Source organism: Bacillus sp. B1-WWTP-T-0.5-Post-4 (genome assembly GCF_009183795.1).
Lineage (GTDB): Bacteria > Bacillota > Bacilli > Bacillales > Bacillaceae_G > Bacillus_A > Bacillus_A cereus.
This window is the reverse complement of record NZ_WEIJ01000001.1, coordinates 22,185-39,312: the sequence shown is the minus strand read 5'-3', so window position 1 is coordinate 39,312 and position 17,128 is coordinate 22,185. Positions and strand designations below refer to the sequence as shown.

Below are 17,128 nucleotides of genomic sequence, written 5' to 3'. Positions count from 1 at the left end.
TCGTAATGGGGTACCTTCTCTTTCTTTGTAAACGTATTTTGTAAAAGAAGAGGTGAGAAATCTTTCTTTGTGGTACGTTTCAATTTATAATAGCAAATGGAAGGAGAGTGCTTATGTCTTTAACAAATGAACAACAAGAGCGATTTCAAATTTTGCTCCAGCAGTTGCAAATACCAGACGACCTTATAAATCAATATTTACAAGGCGGTGGTATTGAAAGGCTCGTTATTGATAAAGCGAATAAAAGTTGGCATTTTGATTTACAGGTGCCACGTATTTTGCCTACAGAATTATATGAATTGCTAGAAACAAAGCTTAAGCAATCATTTTCTCATATTGCAAGAACAACATTTGCATTAGAAACAGAGAATAAACAATTTACAGAAGAAGAAGTGAGGGCGTATTGGCCGCTTTGTACGGAACGAATTACATTTTCACCTATGTTCGCATACTTAAAGAAGCAGCTTCCGCAGGTGAATGGAGTGAAGTTGCTAATAAATGTGAATAACGAGCTGGAGTCTACTGCTTTAAAGAAAAACGTTGCGAAACCAGTAGGGGATCAATACGAAGTTTTTGGATTCCCGCGTTTTCAGTTAGACACACATATACAGCAAAATACAGAAGAAATGCAAAAGTTTCGTGAACAAACGCAGCAAGAAGACCGCGAGCGTGTTATACAAGCTATGGAAGAAATGGCGAAGAAGCAAGCTGAAGAAAGCAGCGTTGTGTATGAAGGACCGATTACACTCGGGTATCTTATTAAGCCAGATGAAGAGATTACACCGATGCGAGAAATTCAAGATGAAGAAAGAAGAAAAACGGTTCAAGGATATGTCTTCCATGTAGAAACAAAAGAGCTTCGTAGTGGACGTACGTTATTAACTTTAAAAATAACGGATTATACGGATTCTATTATGATCAAAATGTTCTCGCGTGACAAAGAAGATATTCCAATGCTGCAATCCTTGAAAAAAGGAATGTGGGTGAAAGCGCGTGGTTCTGTTCAAAACGATACATTCGTTCGAGATTTAGTAATGATTGCAAATGATATTAATGAAATAACAGGACCGTCTCGTAAAGATAAAGCACCAGAAGGCGAAAAACGAGTAGAGCTGCATCTCCATACTCCGATGAGTCAAATGGACGCTGTCACTCCAGTTTCTAAGCTTGTTGCTCAAGCTGGTAAATGGGGACATGAGGCTATTGCGGTTACAGACCATGCCGTGGCTCAGTCCTTCCCAGAGGCGTATTCTGCGGGGAAGAAGGCTGGAGTTAAAGTTATATATGGTGTAGAAGCAAATCTAGTTAATGATGGTGTACCGATAGCGTATAACGAAGCGCATCGTTTACTTGCAGAGGAAACGTATGTTGTTTTCGACGTTGAGACGACAGGTTTATCAGCTGTATACGATACAGTCATTGAGTTGGCTGCCGTAAAAGTAAAGGGTGGCGAAATTATTGATCGCTTTGAATCTTTCGCAAATCCACATCAACCATTATCAGCGACGATTATTGAATTGACAGGTATTACAGATGATATGTTAACTGATGCACCTGAAGTGGACGAAGTGTTTAAAAAGTTTGAGGAATGGATGGGCGACCATACACTTGTTGCTCATAACGCGAGCTTTGATATGGGCTTTATTAACGTAGGTTTTAAAAAGGCTGGACTAGAAAAAACGAATAACCCCGTTATTGATACGTTAGAACTTGCACGATTCTTATTCCCAGAAATGAAAAATCATCGATTAAATACGATGTGTAAAAAACTTGATATTGAATTAACACAACATCACCGTGCGATTTATGATACAGAAGCGACGGGATATTTACTTGTGAAAATGTTGAAAGACGTAATTGAAAAGGGATTTGAATATCACGATCAATTAAATGATAGCATGGGACAAGGGGATGCGTATAAGCGTGGCCGTCCAAGTCATATGACGTTACTTGCCACATCAGATGTTGGATTGAAAAATTTATATAAACTTGTTTCATATTCTCACCTTAATTACTTTTACCGTGTACCACGTGTGCCGAGGTCACTATTAAAAAAATACCGTGAAGGAATTTTAGTAGGAACGGCTTGTGATAAAGGTGAAGTGTTCGAGGCAATGATGCAAAAGGCACCTGAAGAGGTAGAAGAAATTGCCCAGTTCTATGATTACATTGAAGTAATGCCTCCAGAGGTGTTGCGTCATTTAGTAGAACGTGAACTTGTTCGAGACGAAGGTCAATTAAAAACAATTATTTCTAACTTAGTAAAACTAGGTGAGACGTTAGATAAACCAGTTGTTGCTACAGGAAACGTGCATTATTTAGACCCTGAGGATGCAATGTATCGTAAAATTTTAGTCAGTTCGCAGGGCGGAGCCAATCCGTTAAATCGACATTCATTACCGCCAGTACATTTCCGTACAACTGATGAAATGTTAGAATGTTTTTCATTCTTAGGTGAAGACAAAGCGAAAGAAGTTGTTGTAACAAATACACAAAAGATTGCGTCATTAATTGGTGATGTGCATCCAGTAAAAGACGATCTATACACACCGAAAATTGAAGGTGCTGATGATGAAACGCGTGATATGAGTTATAAAATGGCGCGTAGCATTTATGGTGAAGAGCTACCGGAAATTGTAGAAGCACGTTTAGAAAAAGAATTAAAAAGTATTATTGGGCATGGATTCGCCGTAATTTATTTAATTTCACATAAGCTTGTGAAAAAATCGTTAGTAGACGGATATCTAGTAGGTTCGCGTGGATCGGTAGGGTCATCATTTGTTGCAACGATGATGGAAATTACAGAAGTAAACCCATTACCACCACACTATGTATGTCCGAAGTGTAAGCAATCAGAATTCTTTAATGATGGTTCTGTAGGTTCTGGTTTTGACTTACCAGATAAAGAATGCCCTGCTTGTAATATTCCATATGTAAAAGATGGACATGACATTCCGTTCGAAACGTTCCTTGGATTTAAAGGAGATAAGGTACCCGATATCGATTTGAACTTCTCCGGGGAATACCAACCACGTGCCCATAACTATACGAAAGTACTGTTCGGTGAAGACTATGTATATCGTGCAGGAACGATTGGTACAGTTGCGGAAAAAACTGCTTACGGATATGTAAAAGGTTATGCAAATGATCATAACTTAACGATTCGAAATGCAGAGATTGATCGCTTAGTAGCAGGGTGTACCGGTGTAAAACGTACAACAGGACAGCATCCAGGCGGTATTATCGTTGTGCCAGATTACATGGATATCTTTGATTTCTCACCAATACAGTATCCAGCTGATTCAATTGGTGCTGAATGGAGAACAACGCATTTTGATTTCCACTCGATTCATGATAATTTATTGAAACTTGATATACTAGGACACGATGATCCGACCGTTATTCGTATGTTACAAGATTTAAGTGGTATTGATCCGAAAACAATCCCAACGGATGATCCAGAAGTAATGAAAATTTTCTCTGGTCCAGAATCGTTAGGGGTAACGGAAGAACAAATTAACTGTAAAACAGGTACACTTGGTATACCAGAGTTTGGTACAAAATTCGTAAGACAGATGTTAGAAGAGACAAAACCGACGACATTCTCAGAGTTAGTCCAAATTTCTGGACTATCACATGGTACTGACGTATGGCTTGGTAATGCAAACGAGTTAATTTATAACGGTACATGTACGCTGAGCGAAGTTATCGGTTGTCGTGATGACATCATGGTATATTTAATCTATCAAGGTCTAGATCCATCATTAGCCTTCAAAATCATGGAGTCGGTTCGTAAAGGTAAAGGTGTACCGGAAGAATGGGAAGAAGACATGAAAAATAATAATGTACCAGGTTGGTATATTGATTCATGTAAGAAGATTAAATACATGTTCCCTAAAGCCCATGCGGCTGCTTACGTACTTATGGCTGTACGTATCGCATACTTTAAAGTACATTTTGCACTGTTATTCTATGCCGCATATTTTACAGTTCGTGCAGATGATTTTGATGTAGAGGCAATGGCGAAAGGTTCAGCATCTATACGTGCAAGAATTGATGAAATTGCTCAAAAGGGACTCGATGCTGCGCCGAAAGAGAAGAGTTTATTAACGGTACTAGAAATGACACTTGAAATGTGTGAGCGTGGATACTCATTCCAAAAGGTGGATTTATACCGCTCACATGCAACAGAATTTATTATTGATGGAGATACATTAATCCCTCCATTTAATGCAGTACCTGGTCTTGGCACAAACGCAGCTTTAAGTATTGTAGAAGCACGTAAAAATGGAGACTTCTTATCAAAAGAAGACTTGCAACAGCGAAGTAAGGTTTCGAAAACAATTATTGAGTATTTAGATAGCCAAGGTTGTTTAGGAGACTTACCGGATCAAAACCAGTTATCACTGTTCTAGTAGGTAGGAAAAGTCTTTGCAAATCAACATTTCCTATGATATACTATTAACCGAGATAACCATGTCATGTATATTGTGTAAAGAAAAGAGTGGGGAAACCCACTCTTTCGTGTTACTGTCTATGTTTTATCTACGTAGATAGGTAAAAGATTTCTGTCGTATATACATATTTTGTTACAAGTTTTACTTCTTAAATTTGGTAATACTAAGACAGATAATCCCTGCTGAACAGCAGGGGCTTTTGTTAGCTAACGAGAAAGAATAAGATAGACCGTTTTTAAATTGGCGGGGTCTTCTTCTTTTAAATGGTACATGACGGCAGGAAGGAGGCTGTTTATGGATAAGAAAGTCACAGAAGTTGTAGAAGCATTTGCGCAGCCGATCGTTGAAGAGTTAAATCTTGAACTTGTAGATGTAGAGTATGTGAAAGAAGGACAAGACTGGTTCTTACGCGTATTCATCGATTCTGAAAAGGGAGTCGACATTGAAGAATGCGGTGCGGTAAGTGAACGTTTAAGCGAAGCTTTAGATAAAGAGGACCCAATTCCTCATCTTTACTTTTTGGATGTATCATCTCCTGGAGCGGAACGCCCATTAAAGAAAGAAAAAGACTTCCAGCAAGCGGTAGGAAAACAAGTGGCAATTAAAACATATGAGCCGATTGATGGTGAAAAGATGTTTGAAGGAAAGCTGCTTTCTTACGATGGTACAACAATAACATTATTATTAACAATTAAAACACGTAAAAAAGAAATCCAAATTTCGATGGATAAAGTCGCAAATGCGCGACTTGCTGTTACGTTTTAGTTAGAAGGGGGATCTTCATGAGCACTGAGTTATTAGATGCTTTGCTCGTATTAGAATCTGAAAAAGGCATTAGCAAAGACATTATTATTGATGCGATTGAAGCAGCTTTAATCTCTGCTTATAAGCGCAATTTTAATCAAGCACAAAACGTTCGTGTGAGCTTTAACCCAGAAGTGGGAACAATTCAAGTTTTAGCACGTAAAGACGTAGTAGACAATGTGTTTGATCCACGTCTTGAAATTTCTGTAGAGGAAGCAAGACAAATTAATCCAAACTATCAAGATGGTGACGTACTAGAAATTGAAGTAACACCAAAAGACTTTGGTCGTATTGCAGCACAAACTGCAAAACAAGTTGTAACACAACGAGTGCGTGAAGCAGAGCGCGGTGTTATTTACTCTGAGTTTAGTGACCGTGAAGAAGATATTATGGTAGGTATTGTACAACGTCAAGATGCTCGTTTCATCTATGTAAGCTTAGGAAAAGTAGAAGCTTTATTACCTGTAAGTGAGCAAATGCCTAATGAGCAATACAAACCACATGATCGTATTCGCGTATTCATTACGAAAGTAGAAAAAACGACAAAAGGACCACAAATTTACGTATCACGTACACATCCTGGTCTTTTAAAACGTTTATTCGAAATGGAAGTTCCTGAAATCTATGATGGAACTGTAGAAATTCGTTCTGTAGCACGTGAAGCTGGCGATCGCTCTAAGATCTCTGTATATGCAGAGAACACTGATGTTGATCCAGTTGGTTCTTGTGTAGGACCAAAAGGGCAACGTGTACAACGCATTGTAGACGAATTAAAAGGTGAAAAAATTGACATCGTTCGCTGGTCAAATGATCCAGTTGAATATGTTGCAAATGCATTAAGCCCATCACAAGTTGTTAAAGTACTTGTAGATGAAGAAGAAAAAGCGACAACAGTAGTTGTTCCAGACCACCAGCTATCATTAGCTATCGGTAAGCGTGGACAAAATGCACGTCTTGCAGCTAAATTAACAGGCTGGAAAATTGACATTAAGAGTGAGTCTGATGCGAAACAACTTGGTATTGTAACAGAAGAAGATAGCGTAATCGCATTTGGATTCGATTCAGTGGAAGACGAAATCGAATAGAGGTGATGAGTATGAGCAATCGAAAAGTTCCGTTACGAAAATGTGTTGCAACGCAAGAAATGAAATCAAAACGAGAGCTCGTTCGCATTGTTCGTTCCAAAGAGGGAGAAGTGTCCATTGATTTAACTGGGAAAAAATCAGGACGAGGTGCTTACTTGTCGAAGGACAAGGAGAGCATTCTTCAAGCTCAAAAGAAAAATGTTTTGGAACATCATCTAAAAGCGAAAATCGACGGTTCTTTATATGAAGAGCTTCTTGAGCTTGTTGAGAAGGAGTCGAAATAAGTGTCCGATTGGAAATCGTTTTTAGGACTAGCAAACCGGGCTCGGAAAATTATTTCGGGTGAAGAACTCGTTTTAAAAGAAGTACGAAGTGGCAAAGCAAAACTTGTATTGCTATCTGAAGATGCGTCAGTAAATACTACAAAACGCATCACAGATAAAACTACGTACTACAACGTACCAATGAGAAAGGTCGAAAATCGACAACAATTAGGGCATGCGATTGGGAGAGATGAGCGAGTCGTTGTAGCTGTGTTAGATGAAGGCTTTGCGAAAAAGCTGCGTAGCATGCTCGATACAAATTACCGGGGGTGAAGGTATGAGTAAAATTCGAGTGCATGAATATGCAAAAAAACATAATATCTCAAGTAAAGATCTTATGACAAAACTAAAAGAAATGAATATCGAGGTTTCGAATCATATGACAATGTTAGACGATGAAGTAGTAAATAAATTAGATAATGAATATCAAACTGAAAAACCTTCTGTTGCAGATGAGTTTGAAGTAGAAGAAAAAGTTGTTCGCAGTAAAAAGAACAGCAATAAGAAAAAGAAAAAAGGCAAAGGGAACGAAGACAAACGTCAAGAGAACTTTGCTGGTAGACAACAAACTCAAATTGTAGAAACACCAGATAAAATTACTTTCTCTGGAAGCCTTACAGTAGGAGATCTTGCTAAAAAATTAAGCAAAGAGCCATCTGAAATTATTAAGAAGCTCTTCATGCTTGGAATTATGGCAACAATTAACCAAGACTTGGATAAAGATACAATTGAGTTAATTGCTAACGACTACGGTATTGAAGTAGAAGAAGAAGTAATTGTGAGCGAGACTGAGTTTGAAACATTCATTGATGAGCAAGATGATGAAGAGAACTTAAAAGAACGTCCAGCTGTAGTTACAATCATGGGACACGTTGACCACGGTAAAACAACATTACTGGATTCTATTCGTAACTCAAAAGTAACTGCAGGCGAAGCGGGTGGAATTACTCAGCATATCGGTGCATATCAAGTTGAAGTAAACGATAAGAAGATTACATTCTTAGATACACCTGGTCACGCAGCATTTACAACGATGCGTGCTCGTGGTGCACAAGTAACGGATATTACAATCCTTGTTGTTGCAGCGGATGACGGTGTTATGCCACAAACGGTTGAAGCAATTAACCATGCGAAGGCAGCAGGAGTACCAATTATTGTTGCTGTGAATAAAATGGATAAACCAGCTGCAAACCCTGATCGCGTAATGCAAGAACTAACAGAATATGAATTAGTTCCAGAAGCTTGGGGCGGAGATACTATTTTCGTACCAATTTCTGCAATTCAAGGCGAAGGCATTGACAACTTACTAGAAATGATCCTTCTTGTAAGTGAAGTAGAAGAATATAAAGCAAATCCAAACCGCTATGCAACTGGTACAGTAATCGAAGCACAGCTTGATAAAGGTAAAGGAACTATCGCGACATTACTTGTTCAAAACGGTACGCTTCGAGTTGGAGATCCAATCGTTGTTGGAACTTCATTCGGACGTGTTCGTGCAATGGTAAGTGATATTGGTCGTCGTGTAAAAGTTGCTGGTCCATCAACTCCTGTTGAAATTACTGGTTTAAACGAAGTACCACAGGCTGGAGATCGTTTCATGGCATTCGCTGATGAGAAGAAAGCTCGTCAAATTGGTGAATCACGTGCACAAGAAGCTTTAGTTGCACAACGTGGTGAGAAATCTAAATTAAGCCTTGAAGATTTATTCCAACAAATCCAAGAGGGCGATGTAAAAGAAATTAACTTAATCGTAAAAGCAGACGTACAAGGTTCTGTTGAAGCGATGGCAGCATCACTTCGTAAAATTGATGTTGAAGGTGTAAAAGTTAAAATCATTCACACTGGTGTAGGTGCGATTACAGAATCTGATATCATTTTAGCTTCTGCATCTAATGCAATTGTAATTGGATTTAACGTACGTCCAGATGTGAACGCGAAGCGTACAGCTGAATTAGAGAACGTTGATATTCGTTTACACCGTATTATTTATAAAGTAATCGAAGAGATTGAAGCAGCGATGCAAGGTATGCTTGATCCAGAATTCGAAGAAAAAGTAATCGGTCAAGCAGAAGTTCGTCAAACGTTTAAAGTAACAAAAGTTGGAACAATCGCAGGTTGTTACGTAACAGACGGTAAAATTACGCGTGATAGTGGCGTACGTATTATCCGTGACGGCGTAGTAATTTTCGAAGGACAACTTGATACGTTAAAACGTTTCAAAGACGACGTAAAAGAAGTTGCACAAAACTATGAGTGTGGTATTACAATTGAGAGATATAATGATCTTAAAGAAGGGGACATCATTGAAGCGTACATTATGGAAGAAGTGAAGCGATGATTATCGCTTCACTCTCATTCGAGTGTATGATTTACGATGTGCATTCTTTAAAAGAGAAACGTGCAATTTTACAACGTGTGTTAACTCGTGTGAAACAGCGCTATAATGTAGCTGTTTCTGAAGTTGGGCATCAAGATGTATGGCAACGTACAGAAATTGCAATTGTTTCCGTATCCTCAAATCGTGTTATCTGTGAAAAAGAAATGAATCGTGTACTTGAGTACATCGATTCATTTCCTGAAATTGAACGTACAATAACACATTTGGAATGGTATTGAATGAGGTGAAGAGTTATGAAATTACGTGCGAACCGTGTGGGCGAGCAAATGAAAAAAGAATTAGGCGATATTATCAGTCGTAAAATTAAAGACCCACGTATTGGATTTGTTACAGTAACAGATGTACAAGTGAGTGGTGATTTACAAATTGCTAAAGTATATATTTCTGTTTTAGGTGACGAAGAACAGAAAGAAAATACTTTAAAAGGTTTAGCGAAGGCAAAAGGCTTTATTCGTTCAGAAATTGGCCAACGTATTCGTCTTCGTAAAACACCGGAAATTACCTTTGAGTTTGATGAGTCTATCGGATATGGTCATCGAATTGATACACTTTTACATGAAATTAATAAAGACGGTAAACGTGAAGAATAATGGATAGACATTTGTCTATCCATTTTTTCAATGCAAAATAAGTTTTGGATATTTAATACGAAAGAATTATGATGAGGTGAACATATATGGAAGGTGTAGTATTATTACATAAGCCAAAAGGCATGACATCACATGATTGTGTATTTAAATTAAGAAAGATATTGCGAGAAAAGAGAATTGGTCATACGGGAACATTAGACCCAGATGTAACAGGAGTATTACCAATTTGCGTTGGAAGAGCAACGAAAATTGCACAATTTTTAACAAGTGAAACGAAAACATATGAAGGTGAAGTGACATTAGGGTTTTCAACGACAACTGAAGATGCTTCTGGTGAGGTTGTTGAAACGAAACATGTAGACCGTTTTATTACTCGTAAAGAAGTGGAAGAGGCTCTTGCGACATTAACAGGTACGATTGAGCAAATGCCTCCGATGTTTTCCGCTGTAAAAGTAAACGGGAAAAAATTATACGAATATGCAAGAGCAGGACAAGAGGTGGAACGTCCAGTTCGCACAATTACAATTCATGAATTCGTATTACTTGATGATCGTGAAGTTTTTGAAGGAGAAAATATTTCATTCCGTTTCCGTGTAACGTGTAGTAAAGGAACATATGTAAGAACGTTAGCTGTAATGATCGGGGAAAAACTTGGTTTCCCATCACATATGTCGCACCTTATAAGAACGGCATCTGGTGAATTTTTATTAGAAGATTGCATATCATTTGAAGAAATTGAAGAAAACGTGCAAAATGGAACAGTAGAGTCTATCTTCATTTCAATTGATGAAGCATTAAGTAAGTTTCCAAAAATGGTTGTAGATGAAAAGCAAGCAGAGAAAATAAAGAATGGTATGTTCTTAAAAAATGAATTAGAAATAACAGCACCATTTATTACAGTGTTTGATAAAAATGATCGTTGCTTAGCAATTTATGAACATCATCCGAAACATCCTGGTATGTTAAAGCCGATGAAAGTACTTGTGAATAATCAAGAACTAAAGCTATAATGAATTATTGGAAGGATTATTACAGAAAAAGGTGAATTCAAGCGTGAAACTTATTCATTTAACTCATCCACATGAACAAAATAAATTAGAATTACCACCTACTGTAATGGCATTAGGATTTTTTGATGGCATTCATTTAGGACATCAATGTGTAATTCGAACTGCGAAAAAAATAGCGGACGACCGAGGATATAAAAGTGCAGTTATGACATTTCATCCTCATCCATCTGTTGTTTTAGGAAAAAAGGATGCGCATGTGGAGTATATTACACCGATGCGCGATAAAGAAAAAATAGTCGAAAGCTTAGGAATCGATATATTATATGTAATTAAATTTGATGAATCATTTGCAGGGTTATTACCGCAACAATTTGTAGATGATTATATTATTGGTTTAAATGTAAAGCATGTAGTAGCAGGGTTTGATTATTCATATGGACGTTTAGGAAAAGGAAAGATGGAGACTTTACCATTTCATGCAAGAGGGGAGTTTACACAGACTGTGATTGAAAAAGTTGAATTTCAAGAAGAGAAAGTAAGTTCTACAGCATTACGAAAGTTAATTCGAAATGGCGAAATGGAGCAAATTCCATCTATTTTAGGTAGAGCCTATACTGTAGCGGGAACAGTTATACACGGCGACAAACGTGGGCGTCAAATTGGTTTTCCAACAGCTAATGTAGGTTTAAGTGATGAGTATTTATTGCCACCTGTAGGTGTTTATGCAGTGAGATTAAAAGTTCACGATGAATGGTACGATGGTGTATGTAATATTGGATATAAACCGACTTTTAAAGAAGATGAGCGTCAATTATCAATTGAAGTGCACTTATTTGAATTTAACAAAGATATATACGATCAAAATGTTACAGTAGAGTGGCATATGCGTATAAGAGCAGAAAAGAAATTCAACGGTATTGATGAGTTAGTTGAACAAATCGCAAAAGATAAGAAAACAGCACAAGAATATTTTATGAGCGAAAAGAATATACTTGCTTTTTCAAATGAAAAGTAGTATTCTATGTTATGTACTTTATGACAACCATTGCTTGGCATTGCGACTCACCGACGCTTGCTAGGTAATTGGGGGTTTAATTAATAGGAGGTGAAATAGGATGGCTTTAACACAAGAACGTAAAAATGAAATCATTGCACAATTTAGAACTCATGAGACTGATACTGGTTCTCCAGAGGTTCAAATTGCTGTCCTAACGGAGCAAATTAACACTCTAAACGAGCACTTACGTACTCACAAGAAAGATCATCATTCACGTCGTGGTCTATTAAAGATGGTTGGTAAACGTCGTAACTTACTAACTTACCTTCGTAATAGCGATATCACACGTTACCGTGAATTAATCACAAAGCTTGGCTTACGTCGATAGTCAAAGAAGCGGGAATATTCCCGCTTTTTTGTTAGGTAAAAATATATCTTCTACGCTTTATAGCTTACTTAATTTTAGGCAATACTAGAGGTAGAATATTGTGATATACTATCCATTTACATAGAAGAATTGAATACTTTAAATTGAGAGGGGTACTTAAATGAGTCAAGAAAAGCAAGTCTTCTCGATAGATTTAGCTGGTCGCCAGCTAACAGTTGAAACTGGTCAGCTTGCAAAACAAGCGAACGGAGCAGTATTAGTAAGATATGGCGATACAGCGGTTCTATCTACAGCAACTGCATCAAAAGAAGCAAAAAATGTAGATTTCTTCCCACTTACAGTAAACTATGAAGAGCGTTTATATGCAGTCGGAAAAATTCCTGGCGGTTTTATTAAGCGTGAAGGTCGTCCAAGTGAAAAAGCAATTTTGGCAAGTCGTTTAATCGACCGTCCAATTCGTCCGCTATTCGCAGATGGCTTCCGTAACGAAGTACAAGTTGTCAGCATTGTAATGAGTGTTGATCAAGATTGTTCTTCTGAAATGGCAGCTATGCTTGGTTCTTCATTAGCGTTATCGATTTCAGATATTCCATTTGAAGGTCCAATCGCTGGTGCGACAGTTGGCCGTATTAATGGCGAATTCGTTATTAACCCAACAGTAGAACAGCAAGAACAAAGTGATATCCACTTAGTTGTAGCTGGTACGAAAGATGCGATTAACATGGTTGAAGCAGGAGCAGATCAAGTACCTGAAGAAACAATGTTAGAAGCAATTATGTTTGGTCATGACGAAATTAAACGTCTAATTGCATTCCAAGAAGAGATTGTACAAGCTGTAGGTAAAGAGAAATCAGAAGTGAAACTTTATGAAGTTGACGCTGATCTTAACCAAGCTGTACGTGAAATGGCTGAAGAAGATATGCATTCAGCAATTCAAGTACATGAGAAACATGCACGTGAAGATGCAATTAACGAAGTGAAAAAGCGTGTTATTGAGCATTACGAAGCGCAGGAAGCTGACGCTGATACATTAGGACAAGTAAATGAGATTTTATATAAAATTGTAAAAGAAGAAGTACGTCGTCTTATTACAGTTGAAAAAATCCGTCCAGATGGCCGTAAAGGTGACGAAATCCGTCCGTTAGCATCAGAGGTTGGTATTTTATCTCGTACACACGGTTCTGGTTTGTTCACTCGTGGACAAACACAAGCATTAAGTATTTGTACATTAGGTGCATTAGGCGATGTGCAAATTTTAGATGGTCTTGGTGTAGAAGAATCAAAACGCTTTATGCACCATTACAATTTCCCATCATTTAGTGTTGGTGAAACAAGACCAATGCGTGGACCAGGTCGTCGTGAAATCGGTCACGGTGCACTAGGAGAACGCGCACTTGAGCCTGTAATTCCATCTGAAAAAGATTTCCCATACACAGTACGTCTTGTATCTGAAGTTTTAGAATCAAATGGTTCTACTTCACAAGCAAGTATTTGTGGTAGTACTTTAGCAATGATGGATGCTGGTGTTCCACTTAAAGCTCCAGTTGCAGGTATTGCAATGGGTCTAGTTAAAACTGGTGAGCATTACACAATTTTATCTGATATTCAAGGTATGGAAGATCATTTAGGTGATATGGACTTTAAAGTAGCAGGTACAGCACAAGGTGTAACTGCACTACAAATGGACATTAAAATCGATGGTCTATCTCGTGAAATTTTAGAAGAGGCATTACAACAAGCGAAAGTTGGTCGTGTGCACATTCTAAATCATATGTTATCTGTTATTCCAGAGCCACGCACTGAATTATCAGCGTACGCTCCAAAGATTATTACAATGACAATTAATCCAGATAAAATCCGTGACGTTATCGGACCGAGCGGTAAACAAATCAATAAAATTATTGAAGAAACTGGCGTTAAAATTGACATCGAGCAAGATGGCACAGTATTCATTTCTTCAATAAACCAAGAAATGAACGACAAAGCTAAGAAAATTATCGAAGATATCGTTCGCGAAGTACAAGTAGGTGAAATCTACGAAGGAAAAGTGAAACGTGTTGAGAAATTCGGTGCTTTCGTTGAATTATTCAGCGGTAAAGATGGATTAGTTCACATTTCTGAACTTGCACTTGAGCGTGTAGGTAAAGTAGAAGACGTTGTAAAAATCGGTGACGTAATTACGGTTAAAGTTATCGAGATTGACAAGCAAGGTCGCGTAAATCTATCTAGAAAAGTATTGCTAAAAGAAGAGCAAGAAAAAGAAGCTGCTAAAGAAGAAAACAAACAAGAGCAGCAATAAGTAAAAGCCAGTTTAACTGGCTTTTTTTGTTATGTAAAAAACATGATGTTCAATATATTTTTATGTCGGTATAGGTATAGTTTTCATTATAACGCTCAAATTAACAAAGATAAGAAGAAAATGTTTTTATATAGTTAATTTGGGAGGGTTTATATGAAAGTTCGTATATTGGCATACATATGTATATTTTCTTTATATGTCAGTTTAGGCTCTTATTCTGTTTTTGCGCAAGATAACTTGCATGAAGAAATTCAAAAGCATGCAAAACAGTATGAGATTGCACCTCAAAATGCGATGATTGATAAAATATGGAAGGCAACACCTGGATATAATGGAAGACAAGTGGATATTGAAGCATCGTATAATAATATGAAGAAGCTAAAGGAATTTGATCAAAAATATCTTGAATTCAAAGAAGTCTCACCGAGTGTTCATTTAGAAGATTTATCACCAGCTCCAATTTATAGAGGGCATCCAAATAAAAAGATGGTAGGATTAACAATAAATGTGGCATGGGGAAATGAGTATTTGCCTCGCATATTAGAGATATTGAAAAAGCATGATGTGAAGGCCACTTTCTTTTTAGAAGGACGTTGGGTGAAAGAAAATTTGCGATTTGCAAAAATGATTGTCGATGCAAAACAAGAAGTTGGAAATCACTCATACACACATCCAAATATGAAAACGTTATCGTCTGATGAAATACGAGAGCAGTTACAAAAAACAAATCGAATGATAGAAGTAGTAACGAATCAAAAAGTAAGATGGTTTGCCCCGCCGAGTGGAAGTTTTCGAGATGAAGTCGTAAAGATTGCAGATGATTTTCAAATGGGAACGATTATGTGGACTGTAGATACGATTGATTGGAAGCGACCTGAGCCGGATGTACTATTGCAGAGAGTAATGAGAAAAATACATCCAGGTGCTATCATATTAATGCATCCTACTTCGTCTACAGCAGAGGCTTTAGATATAATGATTACAAAATTGAAGGAACAAGGATATAAAGTGGGGAATATAACTGAATTACTGGATGAAAAACGTGTGGATTAAATACATTTGCATGACATTCATCCTTAAACTTGTTATCATTAAATAATAGCGTTTTATTTAGAGAAACTGGCAGTAGGAGGAAAGTTTTTGATTAAAAAATATACTTGTAAAAATGGTGTAAGAATAGTTATGGAGAATATACCAACTGTAAGATCGGTTGCAATTGGTATTTGGATCCATGCGGGATCAAGAAATGAAAATAAAAAAAATAATGGGATTTCTCACTTTTTAGAGCATATGTTCTTTAAAGGGACAGAAACACGTAGTGCACGAGAGATTGCAGAATCATTTGATAGCATTGGTGGTCAAGTGAATGCATTTACTTCAAAAGAATATACATGTTACTATGCAAAAGTATTAGATGAGCATGCTAAATATGCTTTAGATGTTTTAGCAGATATGTTCTTTAATTCAACATTTGATGAGGAAGAACTGAAAAAAGAGAAGAATGTCGTATGTGAAGAAATTAAAATGTACGAAGATGCTCCAGATGATATTGTGCATGATATGTTAACGAAAGCAACATATGAAACGCATCCACTTGGATATCCTATTTTAGGAACAGAAGAAACGCTTAATACGTTTACAGGTGATACGTTACGTCAATATATAAAAGATCATTATACACCTGAAAATGTAGTTGTATCAATCGCAGGAAATATTGATGAAGCATTTTTACAAACAGTGGAGCAATATTTCGGTAGTTATGAAGGAACAACAAACCGTGAACAAGTACATAGCCCAATTTTCCATTTCAATAAGGTAGCCCGTAAAAAAGAAACGGAACAAGCTCATTTATGTTTAGGATATAAAGGCTTACAAATGGGACACGAAGATATTTATAACTTAATTGTATTAAATAATGTTTTAGGCGGTAGCATGAGTAGCCGTTTATTCCAAGAAGTACGTGAGCAACGTGGATTAGCTTACTCAGTATTTTCTTACCACTCTTCTTATGAAGATACAGGCATGTTAACACTTTACGGTGGAACAGGTAGCCAACAATTAGATACATTGTATGAAACAATGCAAGAAACATTAGAGACATTGAAAAATACAGGTATTACAGAAAAAGAGCTTATGAATAGTAAAGAGCAATTAAAAGGAAACTTAATGTTAAGTTTAGAAAGTACAAATAGCCGTATGAGCCGTAACGGTAAAAATGAATTGCTTCTTCGTAAACATCGTTCACTTGATGAGATTATTGAAAGTGTAAACACTGTAACAAAAGAAAATGTGGACGGATTAATTCGCAATATGTTTACTGACGAGTTCTCTGCGGCACTTATTAGTCCAGACGGAAAACTTCCAAAAGGAATAAAACTATAATCAATTTTTACGATGTATAAAAAATAACCTTCTCTCTTTTTAAATGAGAGAAGGTTATTTTTTTTATACATATAGAATAGGTACTAATTATAGACAATGCAAATGAAAAATTCATTAGGGGAGTGGAGTGTGTATGCGATTAAGTGAATTAAGTGGTAAAGAGGTTGTAGATATAGAAAAAGCGGAAAAAATGGGAGTCTTAGGTTATATGGATTTAGAGATTAATGAGAAAGACGGGCAAATACAAACACTTATAATACCTGTAGGGAAGTGGGGAGGTTTTAAAAAGGAACCACAAGAAGTAAGGGTGGCATGGAGTCAAATAAAGAAAGTCGGACACGATATGCTTCTTTGTGATAGTATAGATCGTTCAAATTCGGAGTGAAGGATGGCCA

General features: G+C 37.1%; 15 protein-coding genes. All 15 read left to right on the top strand.

The window, feature by feature from the left end:
* The first annotated feature begins 113 nt into the window (after positions 1-113).
* Positions 114-4,415, top strand: coding sequence for a PolC-type DNA polymerase III (locus GBN91_RS00220; RefSeq protein ID WP_000060005.1), 4,302 nt, complete (start codon positions 114-116; stop codon positions 4,413-4,415).
* A 336-nt stretch (positions 4,416-4,751) separates the two neighbouring features.
* Entirely contained in the window at positions 4,752-5,222 is a 471-nt protein-coding gene (rimP, locus tag GBN91_RS00215; RefSeq protein ID WP_000359096.1) for a ribosome maturation factor RimP, read from the top strand.
* A gap of 17 nt (positions 5,223-5,239) precedes the next feature.
* A complete protein-coding gene (gene nusA, locus GBN91_RS00210) occupies positions 5,240-6,346 on the top strand; it encodes a transcription termination factor NusA (RefSeq protein WP_000102604.1) in 1,107 nt (368 codons plus the stop codon).
* An 11-nt stretch (positions 6,347-6,357) separates the two neighbouring features.
* Positions 6,358-6,630, top strand: a complete 273-nt coding sequence (rnpM, locus tag GBN91_RS00205; RefSeq protein ID WP_000071127.1) for an RNase P modulator RnpM — start codon at positions 6,358-6,360, stop codon at positions 6,628-6,630.
* A complete protein-coding gene (locus tag GBN91_RS00200) occupies positions 6,631-6,942 on the top strand; it encodes a YlxQ family RNA-binding protein (RefSeq protein ID WP_001286523.1) in 312 nt (103 codons plus the stop codon).
* Positions 6,943-6,946: 4 nt separating this feature from the next.
* Positions 6,947-9,007 carry a translation initiation factor IF-2 gene (gene infB, locus GBN91_RS00195; protein ID WP_000036343.1) on the top strand — a complete coding sequence of 687 codons (2,061 nt, stop codon included), beginning with the start codon at positions 6,947-6,949 and terminating at the stop codon, positions 9,005-9,007.
* On the top strand, positions 9,004-9,285 hold the full coding sequence (locus GBN91_RS00190; RefSeq protein ID WP_000582363.1) for a DUF503 domain-containing protein: 282 nt from the start codon (positions 9,004-9,006) through the stop codon (positions 9,283-9,285). The genes infB and GBN91_RS00190 overlap by 4 nt, the downstream gene beginning before the upstream one ends.
* A 15-nt stretch (positions 9,286-9,300) precedes the next feature.
* Entirely contained in the window at positions 9,301-9,657 is a 357-nt protein-coding gene (rbfA, locus tag GBN91_RS00185) for a 30S ribosome-binding factor RbfA (RefSeq protein WP_000776437.1), read from the top strand.
* An 86-nt stretch (positions 9,658-9,743) separates the two neighbouring features.
* Positions 9,744-10,667, top strand: a complete 924-nt coding sequence (gene truB, locus GBN91_RS00180; RefSeq protein WP_152121200.1) for a tRNA pseudouridine(55) synthase TruB — start codon at positions 9,744-9,746, stop codon at positions 10,665-10,667.
* 43 nt (positions 10,668-10,710) lie between these two features.
* Positions 10,711-11,682, top strand: coding sequence for a bifunctional riboflavin kinase/FAD synthetase (ribF, locus tag GBN91_RS00175; protein WP_065222974.1), 972 nt, complete (start codon positions 10,711-10,713; stop codon positions 11,680-11,682).
* Between the two features lie 100 nt (positions 11,683-11,782).
* Entirely contained in the window at positions 11,783-12,052 is a 270-nt protein-coding gene (rpsO, locus tag GBN91_RS00170; protein WP_001229392.1) for a 30S ribosomal protein S15, read from the top strand.
* 160 nt (positions 12,053-12,212) lie between these two features.
* Positions 12,213-14,351, top strand: a complete 2,139-nt coding sequence (gene pnp, locus GBN91_RS00165) for a polyribonucleotide nucleotidyltransferase (protein ID WP_000076737.1) — start codon at positions 12,213-12,215, stop codon at positions 14,349-14,351.
* 153 nt (positions 14,352-14,504) lie between these two features.
* On the top strand, positions 14,505-15,404 hold the full coding sequence (locus GBN91_RS00160; RefSeq protein WP_000868224.1) for a polysaccharide deacetylase family protein: 900 nt from the start codon (positions 14,505-14,507) through the stop codon (positions 15,402-15,404).
* Between the two features lie 87 nt (positions 15,405-15,491).
* Positions 15,492-16,733, top strand: a complete 1,242-nt coding sequence (locus GBN91_RS00155) for a M16 family metallopeptidase (protein WP_152121199.1) — start codon at positions 15,492-15,494, stop codon at positions 16,731-16,733.
* Positions 16,734-16,866: 133 nt separating this feature from the next.
* Entirely contained in the window at positions 16,867-17,118 is a 252-nt protein-coding gene (locus GBN91_RS00150; protein ID WP_001239759.1) for a YlmC/YmxH family sporulation protein, read from the top strand.
* Positions 17,119-17,128 lie beyond the last annotated feature (10 nt).

Coding starts and splice junctions, on each gene's coding strand:
- GBN91_RS00220 (WP_000060005.1), top strand. CDS start 114: ATGTCTTTAACAAATGAACAACAAGAGCGATTTCAAATTTTGCTCCAG.
- rimP (WP_000359096.1), top strand. CDS start 4,752: ATGGATAAGAAAGTCACAGAAGTTGTAGAAGCATTTGCGCAGCCGATC.
- nusA (WP_000102604.1), top strand. CDS start 5,240: ATGAGCACTGAGTTATTAGATGCTTTGCTCGTATTAGAATCTGAAAAA.
- rnpM (WP_000071127.1), top strand. CDS start 6,358: ATGAGCAATCGAAAAGTTCCGTTACGAAAATGTGTTGCAACGCAAGAA.
- infB (WP_000036343.1), top strand. CDS start 6,947: ATGAGTAAAATTCGAGTGCATGAATATGCAAAAAAACATAATATCTCA.
- GBN91_RS00190 (WP_000582363.1), top strand. CDS start 9,004: ATGATTATCGCTTCACTCTCATTCGAGTGTATGATTTACGATGTGCAT.
- rbfA (WP_000776437.1), top strand. CDS start 9,301: ATGAAATTACGTGCGAACCGTGTGGGCGAGCAAATGAAAAAAGAATTA.
- truB (WP_152121200.1), top strand. CDS start 9,744: ATGGAAGGTGTAGTATTATTACATAAGCCAAAAGGCATGACATCACAT.
- rpsO (WP_001229392.1), top strand. CDS start 11,783: ATGGCTTTAACACAAGAACGTAAAAATGAAATCATTGCACAATTTAGA.
- pnp (WP_000076737.1), top strand. CDS start 12,213: ATGAGTCAAGAAAAGCAAGTCTTCTCGATAGATTTAGCTGGTCGCCAG.
- GBN91_RS00160 (WP_000868224.1), top strand. CDS start 14,505: ATGAAAGTTCGTATATTGGCATACATATGTATATTTTCTTTATATGTC.
- GBN91_RS00150 (WP_001239759.1), top strand. CDS start 16,867: ATGCGATTAAGTGAATTAAGTGGTAAAGAGGTTGTAGATATAGAAAAA.